Origin of the sequence: Caulobacter sp. S45 (assembly GCF_903642205.1) — a bacterium.
Lineage (GTDB): Bacteria > Pseudomonadota > Alphaproteobacteria > Caulobacterales > Caulobacteraceae > CAHJWH01.
In genome coordinates this window covers 1-8,808 of the sequence record NZ_CAHJWH010000135.1, presented here as the reverse complement: position 1 = coordinate 8,808, position 8,808 = coordinate 1, and the positions used below count along the sequence as shown (strand labels likewise).

At 68.9% G+C, this 8,808-nt stretch carries 7 protein-coding genes and 1 tRNA gene; 4 read left to right on the top strand and 4 right to left on the bottom strand.

Annotated elements, in window-relative coordinates:
* The 4 genes from lon to rfaE2 all read left to right on the top strand — a co-directional run.
* Positions 1–2,298, top strand: a 2,298-nt coding sequence (gene lon, locus HUV06_RS12555) for an endopeptidase La (RefSeq protein WP_174301603.1), incomplete at its 5' end; no start/stop codon positions are given.
* 152 nt (positions 2,299–2,450) lie between these two features.
* Positions 2,451–2,723 (top strand): HU family DNA-binding protein, encoded by a 273-nt coding sequence (locus HUV06_RS12550; RefSeq protein WP_174301602.1) that lies wholly within the window; start codon positions 2,451–2,453, stop codon positions 2,721–2,723.
* Between the two features lie 107 nt (positions 2,724–2,830).
* Positions 2,831–3,454, top strand: coding sequence for an HAD-IIIA family hydrolase (locus HUV06_RS12545; protein WP_174301601.1), 624 nt, complete (start codon positions 2,831–2,833; stop codon positions 3,452–3,454).
* Between the two features lie 3 nt (positions 3,455–3,457).
* Positions 3,458–4,906, top strand: coding sequence for a D-glycero-beta-D-manno-heptose 1-phosphate adenylyltransferase (gene rfaE2 / locus HUV06_RS12540; RefSeq protein WP_174301600.1), 1,449 nt, complete (start codon positions 3,458–3,460; stop codon positions 4,904–4,906).
* A gap of 62 nt (positions 4,907–4,968) precedes the next feature.
* On the opposite strand, the gene sppA is transcribed toward rfaE2, so the two are convergent.
* The 4 genes from sppA to HUV06_RS12520 all read right to left on the bottom strand — a co-directional run bounded on the left by sppA (position 4,969) and on the right by HUV06_RS12520 (position 8,672).
* Positions 4,969–6,753: a signal peptide peptidase SppA gene (gene sppA / locus HUV06_RS12535; RefSeq protein ID WP_174301599.1), complete on the bottom strand. Its 1,785-nt coding sequence runs from the start codon at positions 6,751–6,753 to the stop codon at positions 4,969–4,971.
* 127 nt (positions 6,754–6,880) lie between these two features.
* Positions 6,881–7,732 (bottom strand): S1/P1 nuclease, encoded by an 852-nt coding sequence (locus HUV06_RS12530; RefSeq protein ID WP_174301598.1) that lies wholly within the window; start codon positions 7,730–7,732, stop codon positions 6,881–6,883.
* A 222-nt stretch (positions 7,733–7,954) separates the two neighbouring features.
* Entirely contained in the window at positions 7,955–8,470 is a 516-nt protein-coding gene (locus HUV06_RS12525; RefSeq protein WP_174301597.1) for a TspO/MBR family protein, read from the bottom strand.
* A gap of 125 nt (positions 8,471–8,595) precedes the next feature.
* Positions 8,596–8,672, bottom strand: a tRNA-Pro gene (locus tag HUV06_RS12520).
* Between the last annotated feature and the right edge of the window lie 136 nt (positions 8,673–8,808).

Genomic DNA, 8,808 nt, shown 5'->3' with positions numbered 1-8,808 from the left:
GCGCTCGAGGAGGTGATGAAGGGCGACAAGTCCATCCTGCTCGCCACCCAGAAGACCTCCGCCGACGACGATCCCGAGCCGTCGGCCATCTACGACGTCGGCGTGGTCGCTACGGTGCTCCAGCTGCTGAAGCTCCCGGACGGCACCGTGAAGGTGCTGGTGGAGGGCAAGCGGCGCGCGGCCCTGCTGCGCTTCACCCGCACCGAAGGCTTCTTCGAGGCCGAGACTGCGGCGCTGGACGAGGACGGTGAGGACGCGCCGGAGGCCGAGGCGCTGAGCCGCGCCGTCGCCGAGCAGTTCGAGAACTACGTCAAGCTGAACAAGAAGGTGCCGCCCGAGGCGCTGGCCGCCATCCCCCAGATCGCCGAGCCCGGCAAGCTGGCCGACAGCATCGCCGCCCACCTGTCGGTGAAGATCGCCGACAAGCAGGCGCTGCTGGAAATCTTCAACGTCGCCAAGCGTCTGGAGAAGGTCTACGGCCTGATGGAGGGCGAAATCTCCGTCCTGCAGGTCGAGAAGAAGATCAGGTCCCGCGTCAAGCGCCAGATGGAGAAGACGCAGCGCGAATACTACCTGAACGAACAGATGAAGGCGATCCAGCGCGAGCTGGGCGAGCAGGACGATCAGCGCGACGAGCTGATGGAGCTCGAAAAGCGCATCAAGAAGATTAAGCTTTCCAAGGAGGCCCGCACCAAGGCCGATGGCGAGCTGAAGAAGCTCCGCAACATGAGCCCCATGTCGGCCGAATCCACGGTGGTGCGCAACTACCTGGACTGGTTGCTGTCCATCCCCTGGGGCAAGTCCAAGTCCAAGCCCGTGGACATGCTCGAGGCCGAGCGCATCCTGGACGAGGACCACTACGGCCTGGAGAAGGTCAAGGAGCGCATCCTGGAGTACCTCGCGGTCCAGTCGCGCACGGGCAACCTGAAGGGGCCGATCCTGTGCCTCGTAGGCCCCCCGGGCGTCGGCAAGACCTCCCTTGGCCGCTCCATCGCCAAGGCCACGGGGCGCGAGTTCGCGCGCCTGTCGCTGGGCGGGGTGCGGGACGAGGCGGAGATCCGTGGCCACCGGCGGACCTACATCGGCTCGATGCCCGGCAAGGTGATCCAGTCGATGAAGAAGGTGAAGTCCACCAACCCCTTCTTCCTGCTGGACGAGATCGACAAGCTGGGCGCCGACTGGCGGGGCGATCCGTCTTCGGCGTTGCTGGAGGTGCTGGACCCGTCGCAGAACTCCACCTTCGGCGACCACTACCTGGAGGTGGACTACGATCTGTCCCAGGTGATGTTCGTCACCACGGCCAACAGCCTGAACATGCCCGAGCCGCTGATGGACCGGATGGAGATCATCCGCATCGCCGGCTACACCGAGGACGAGAAGCTGGAGATCGCCAAGCGCCACCTCCTGCCCAAGCTTGCCACCGACCACGGGCTGAAGGCGGAAGAGTGGATCGTGCCGGATGCGGCGGTGCGCGACATCATCCGCTACTACACCCGCGAAGCCGGTGTCCGCTCGCTGGAGCGGGAGCTGGGCAAGCTGGCGCGCAAGACGGTGCGCGATCTTGAGCGGGAGAAGGTGACCTCCATCACCATCGACGAGGAGCGGCTGGCCCGCTACGCCGGGGTGAAAAAGTACCGCTACGGCGAGACCGACGAGGAGGACCAGAAGGGCATCGTCACCGGGCTGGCCTGGACCGAGTTCGGCGGCGACATCCTGACCATCGAGGCGGTCAAGATGCCGGGCAAGGGTCGCATGACCGTGACCGGCAACCTGAAGGACGTGATGAAGGAGTCGATATCGGCGGCCCACTCCTACGTCAGGGCCCGGGCGCCGGCGTTCGGGATCAAGCCGACCCTGTTCGAGAAGACCGACGTCCACGTCCACGTGCCCGACGGCGCCACGCCCAAGGACGGTCCGTCCGCTGGCGCGGCCATGGCCACGGCTATCGTCTCGGTGCTCACCGGCGTGCCGATCCGTAAGGACCTGGCCATGACCGGGGAGGTGACGCTGCGGGGCCGGGTGACGGCCATCGGCGGCTTGAAGGAGAAGCTGCTGGCGGCGCTCCGCTCCGGCGTGAAGACAGTGCTGATCCCGCAGGAGAACGAGAAGGACCTCGCCGACGTGCCGGAGAACGTGAAGCGCGAGCTGGAGATCATCCCGGTCTCCAACATCGACCAGGTGCTGAGCTACGCCCTCACCGGCCCGCTCACGCCCATCGACTGGCACGAGGACGACGCGGACGGCACGCCGCTCCCCATCGTGGACGATCTCGGCGACGAGGCGGTGATGACCCACTGACCTGCCGCGCGATTGCGTTTCCCGGGTAAATGAAGGCGGCGCAGGAAAAGGCGCCGCCTTTCTCTTTTGACGTACGCCGCGAACGCTCCATAATCCGTGACCCGCGCGGAGGCCGAATGGCCCCGCCAAACGCGTCCGTGGGAGACCCTCCGATGACAAAAGCCGAACTCATAGCGGCCGTCGCAGACAAGTCCGGCCTGAACAAGATCCAGGCCAAGGACGCGCTGGAAGCCGTGCTTGGCGCCATCACCGACGCCATGAAGGAGAGCACGGAGGTCCGCATCGTCGGCTTCGGCAACTTCGTGCCCGTCGATCGTCCCGAGGGCATGGCCCGCAATCCCCGCACCGGCGAGCAGGTCAAGCGCCCGGCCTCCAAGACTGTCAAGTTCCGGCCCGGCGAAGGGCTCAAGGGCGCATTGAACTAGGTCGGGCGAGCCATAGACCGGCGACCCGCATCCCCAATCGTCAACTCGCGCGCCCTGCCGCAGGCGAGCCCACATTGATTGGGCGAGGGTGCGCGCCTGGCCCTGAGTTGGGCTGTTGGGCGTCGGCAGGCGCGCAGCGTTTCAAGGGCCGCGGAGCCCTGTTCCTGGATCGCGACGGCGTGGTGGTCAGGGAGGTGGGCTACCTGCACCGGCCACGCGATGTCGCGTTGGAGGTTCGTGCGGCGGAGGTGGTGGCGGCCTACAACCGGACGGGCGTGCCGGTCGTCTTGGTGACCAACCAGTCCGGCGTCGCCCGCGGCTATTTTGGCTGGCCGGACTTCGAGGCGGTCCAGGCCAGGATCGCGGGCCTGCTCGCCGCCGGAGGGGCGCACCTGGATGCGGTGTTCGCCTGTGGATGTCACGCAGACGGGCTTGGATCGATGGCTGTGGACGACCATCCCTGGCGCAAGCCCGCTCCCGGCATGTTCCTGGCTGCGGCGGAGCAGATGGACATAGACTTGGCTTGCTCGGTGGTCGTGGGCGACCGCGCCGATGACCTCGCCGCAGGACGGGCGGCGGGCCTGCCCATCGGCCTGCACGTCGCCACCGGGCACGGGGGGCGGAAAGAGCAGGTGGAGGCGGCCGCGCTGGAGCGGCCGGGCTTCCAGGTGACGCTGGCGCCCGACATCGGCGGCGCGCTTGATCTCCTGCCCCGCTTTGCCGAAGCCTGAGCCATGCTGATCGACGATATCTCGGGGCGCCGCGTCCTGGTGGTGGGCGACGTGATGCTCGACCACTTTGTGCGTGGCGTCGTGGAGCGGGTCTCGCCCGAGGCTCCGGTCCTGGTGGTCAACGTGACGGAGGAGCGTTCCATGGCGGGCGGGGCGGCCAACGTGGCCGCAAACGTGGCGGCTCTGGGCGGCCACGCCGTCCTGGTGGGCGTGGTCGGCGACGATCCGGGCGCGGCCTTGCTCGACGGGATTCTTGCCGCCACGGGCGGGATCACCAACGCCCTGGTCCGTGTCGCCGGACGCCCGACCACCCAGAAGACCCGCTACTTGGGCGGCGACCGCCACCTGCTGCGCGCCGACCGGGAGAGGGTCGGCTTGGACGCTGAGATCGAGGAGCGGGTCGTTGCGGCGGTTTTCGATCAAGTCCGGAATTGCGAGGTCGTCGTGATCTCCGATTACGCCAAGGGGGTGGCCTGCCCAGCAGTCGTGCGGGCGGTGATCCAGGCCGCCGGCGCTGCGGGTATCCCTGTGGCGGTGGATCCGAAACGTGGGGACGTGGACGTATACCGCGGCGCACGCCTGCTCACCCCCAATCGCAAAGAGATGCGGGTCGCCACTGGTGAGGACTGCGCGGACGACGCCTCTTGCGACCGGGCCGGGGAGGCGGTGTGCGCGGCCACCGGGGCGTCGGTGCTGCTGACGCGCTCCGAGCGTGGAGTCTGCCTCTACGAACCTGGCCGGCCGGTCTGGCGCGACGCCGCCCGGGCGCAAACGGTACGAGACGTGTCCGGCGCAGGCGACACGGTGATCGCCGCCGCGGCCCTGGCGCTCGCCGCGGGCGCGGAGCTGCAGGCGGCAGCCCATCTGGCGAACACCGCCGCCGCCGTAGCCGTCAGCAAGAGCGGCACGTCGTACGTGACGCCGCAGGAGCTGAACCAGGCGCTGCTGCATGGCCCGAACGAAGGCTTGCTGGCGGGCAAGCTGGTCCCGCTCATTTCGGCTGCAGGCATCGCCGAGGGCTGGCGGCATGCCGGCCTGCGGGTCGGCTTCACCAACGGCTGCTTCGACCTGCTGCATCCCGGCCACGTGGGTCTGCTGGCCGCCGCGCGGGCCCTCTGTGACCGGCTTGTGGTGGGCCTGAACACCGACCAGTCGATCTCCCGCCTCAAGGGGCCTAAGCGGCCGGTACAGAGCGAACTGGCGCGGGCGGAGGTAATCGGAGCCCTCCGCTCGGTCGACCTCGTCGTGCTGTTCGGGGACGACACGCCGCTGGAGCTGATCGGCGCCTTGCGGCCCGCGGTGCTGGTGAAGGGGGCCGACTACACTGTGGACACCGTGGTCGGGGCGAACCTGGTGCTCGGCTGGGGCGGCCGGGTCGAGCTGGTGGACCTGGTGCCCGATCAGTCGAGCACCCGTCTCATCGCCCGTTCGCGGCTGGAAGGCCGGGAATGACGCGCAAGCCTACGCTGAGCCGAATGGCGGTGTTCTCGACTGGCCTCCCCTTATAGGAGGGATCACCGGATCGGCATGGGCGCCAGCACGGCGGCTTGGCCGTCGGCTTGCAGCCGCGCCCGCGCAAGCTCATCCATCACGGCGCGAGCCTTGGGATCGCCCAGCACCTGCGCAGCCGCCATGAAGCTCTCCGCCGAAGCGCCACCCAGGCCGGCCATCCGCTGCAGCATGTCGAACGGCGACCTGTGCGAGGGCGTCGTCTTCAGCACGACCGCAGTGTCCGGCGACAGCCTGGCCAGCCGCTTGGCCTCCGCAACGGCGAGCGCCAGCCCGCCCAGCTTGTCTACCAAGCCGAGCTGCTGCGCCTGGGCGCCGGTCCAGACCCGGCCTTTGGCGATCTCGGCCACGCGCGTGACCGGCAGCCGGCGGCCCTGGGCTACGTGGGCGATAAAGCCCTGGTAGATCCGATCCATCCAGGCGGAGACCGTCGCCCGCTGGGCGGGCGTGAACGGCTCGGCGGAGCCGTAGGCCCCTGCGAAGTCGCCGCCTACGGTCAAGTCCCGCAGGTTCAGCCCGAACCTGGCCAGCGCCGGCCCGAACACGATCTTGCCGCCGAAGACGCCGATGGAGCCGGTCAGAGTCGTGGGCTCGGCCACGATCTCGTCCGCGCCGGCGGAAATCCAATACCCACCCGAGGCCGCGTAGGTCCCCATGCTCACCACGACCGGCTTATGGGCGGCCTGGGCGGCACGCACCGCCGAGGCGATCTGCTCGGACGCGGTGTCGGAGCCGCCCGGCGAGGAGACGCGGAACACGATGGCCTTGACCTGGTCGTCGGCCACAGCCTCGGCGAAGGCCTTGGCCACGTCATCGGAATAGATGCCGGCCTTGGCGCTGGTCAGGCCCTGGTCTTCGGCGGTGCCGGTGACAATGTCGCCTTCCGCCCCGATCAGGGCGAGGGCCGGTCCGCCGCCCGGGACGGCTGCGTGGCGCGTGGCGCGGTAGCTGGCCAGGTCCATGAGCTTGGCGCCCTGGCCGGCGCGGGCACCGAGTGTCGCGACCGCGGCCGGCAACTCGCCCACCTGGTCGATCAGCCGCTTGGCCTTGGCGTCCTCCGCGCTGTAGGGGCCGGCGGCGAGGTCGGCCTTGACCGCGGCGGGGTCGAGCCCCCGGTCCTTGGCGGCGGTGGTCAGCTCCGTGTCATAGACCGAGGTCATCCAGCCGAGCTCGGCCTCGCGATGGGCCGGGGTGTAGTCGGTGTACAGCAGCGGATTGACGGCGTTCTTGTACTGCTCACGCTGCTGGAAGTCGGCGGTGACGCCGTACTTGTCGAAGAAGCCTTTCAGGAACAGGTCTTCCGCCGTCAGTCCTGTAGACTGCAGCGAGGCCCCGGGCTGCATCCAGAACTGATCCGCCGCCGCGCCCAGCATGTAGGTCGCAGTGGAGACGCCGGAGGGATAGATTCCCTGGCTGTAGGCGATGGCCAGCTTGCCGGAGTGGCGGAAGCCCTTGAGCGCCAGCCGCAGCTCGTCCGCCTGGGCCGGCGGCAGGCCGCCTTCGGGCAGGCGGACCAGCAGGCCCTTGACGCTGGGGTCGTCGGCAGCCCGGCTCAGCGTCTCCACGACCGAGAGCACCGACAAGGTGCGACCGTTCAGGAACGCCAGCGGCGTATTCGGGCTCTGGTCGCTCAGTGTCTGGCGCAGGTCTAGGGAGAGCACGGTGGCGGTCGGAGCTGCGGCCGGGCGCGAGGCGCTGGCGGCAAGGCTCACGATCAGCAACGGAAGCCCCACGAAGAACAGCAGCAGGCCGCAGAACACGCCCGCCAGGGTGACCAGGAACTGCTTCATGCCGCGCGATCTGCTCCGACCCTCGCCCCGCCACGACTCGGAGCCCCGACGGGCCGAGCCCCTGGCGTCTATAGCAACGCCATCGCGGGATGCCGCAGCTTTTCCATTGCTCCTGCCAGGTGGGACCTTACGGCAGCGTGGCGTTCAGGACCGAAGCCAGCCGCACGCCGGCCTTGGCCAGCTGGATACGCACGGCAGGGACCGCGACGGCGAAATAGTCCGCCGTCAACCGCTCGGGATGCCCGGGCGTCTTGTTGCAGGCCGGCGGGTCGGGAAGGCGGCCATAGGCGGTGTGCAGGGCGACATCGTGCGTCTCCGCGACCCAGTCGTCCACATCGCCCCTCGACCAGTCCGCCCCGTGGGCATCGGCAAGCGCGCGGACATAGGGCAGACCTGTCTCCGCGGTCCCGATGGCGCTGGCCACAAGATCGTCGTTCCAGACGGTATAGAGGTTGGCCTTCACCTTCAACGCACCTGGAAGGGTGACGCGTACCCGCTCGCCGCTACGGTCCGCGTTGTCGGCGGCGTGCAAGGGCTGGTGCAGTTCGGCTATGAGGTAGGCCACCGCCTCCAGCGCGAGCACCTTCTCCGGCTGTGGCGTGGCGGGATCCTTCAGCTCGCCGATGAAGCGCTTCAGGGTCTGGCTGGCGCAGCGACCGTTCGGGCACCAGCGTGCAGGCGGGACTGCGCCGCACAGAGGAACAGCCGGATAGGGCAGGTCGCGCATGAAGTCGGCCCGCTGGTCGTGCAGGCAAGACACCAGGCGTGCGCTGTCGTCCAGGCCCATGACAGGGCAGCCCGCCACTCCCACGCCGCTCCCCAGCAGCGCTGAGACCTGGGCGCGGGTGGAGGGCGTCAGCCGCTCCAGCGCGAGTTGGGCCACGACCCGGTCGGCCTCCGGGTCCCAAGCCCGGGCGCGCACGGGAGACAGACAGAGCAGCAGGACGGCTGCGACCAGGGCGAGGAGGGACGTGCGCACCATGAGTCCCATCTCACCATGACGTGGCCGCGCCGTCACCAGCGCAGCCGCGCTCAGCGGGCGATATGCTCGCGCCAGAGCTTGTGCAGAGGCGCGGGCTCCAGCCCGGAGGCGTACGCAGGCCCACAGTGCGGGTTGTCGACAGTCGGGCATGACGCGGGTGCAGGCGGCGGTCAGCGACGGAGGACGCGGGGGGCCCGCCGGCTCGCCCAGGTTGGCCGTCTAAAAGGCGCCGTCCCACCGGAGCTGGTCCACCAGGCGGTCGGAGTTCTTCGACGCCAAATCGGCGCCCAACAGGCTGGCATAGGCGGTCCAGAGCGTCAGGGGCGTCAGGGCCGCGGCGGCGAGCGGATCGGTGCGCGCCAGCAGCGCGACCGTGGCCCCCGCCGTCACCCCCTCCGCCAGGGTGATCGCCTCGCCCGCCACGGGGCTCTTGGCGCGGAAGAAGGCCGGGGTGAACACCGCATAGAGCAGCCAGTTCACCGCCCGAAGCCCTAGCAGCGTGTTGCGGACCGGCGTCTCCCGGTTGTTGAGGATGCGAAGGTCCGCCCAGACCTGCAGCAGGTTCAACCCCGTCCAGACGGTCGGGAAGACCCAGGCCGGGGGCGCCCTGGCAGGCTTGTTCAGCCCCTGCCAGTAGGTGCGCGCATCCTTGGACGAGGAGAAGGCCGACACCGCGCTGATCCCGGCCAGGAAGGCTGCGGCATGCCAGGTCTTGAAACGGAAGCTCTCAGCCATGGCCGTTCAACGCTCGCGCCCCGTGGAGGCTCCCCCACTCGGCCTGTGGCCAAGCGGCCCGGCTCATGGGTGTTCTAAGCGTTTTGGTATCGTTCGGCAAAGCCGCTTGCAGGGGACGGGAAACTTGGTCGGAGTAGCAGGATTCGAACCTGCGACCCCCACGTCCCGAACGTGGTGCTCTACCAGACTGAGCTACACTCCGACAAAGAGCGGGGGCTTATAGATCAGCCCCACCGGCGCCGCAAGCGAACAGCCCGAGGGTCAGGGGAATCGCTTGAAGGGATCAAGCGGTTTGGGAGATGACGGCTTGGAGGTAGTCGTCATCCCATCCGGCGCGT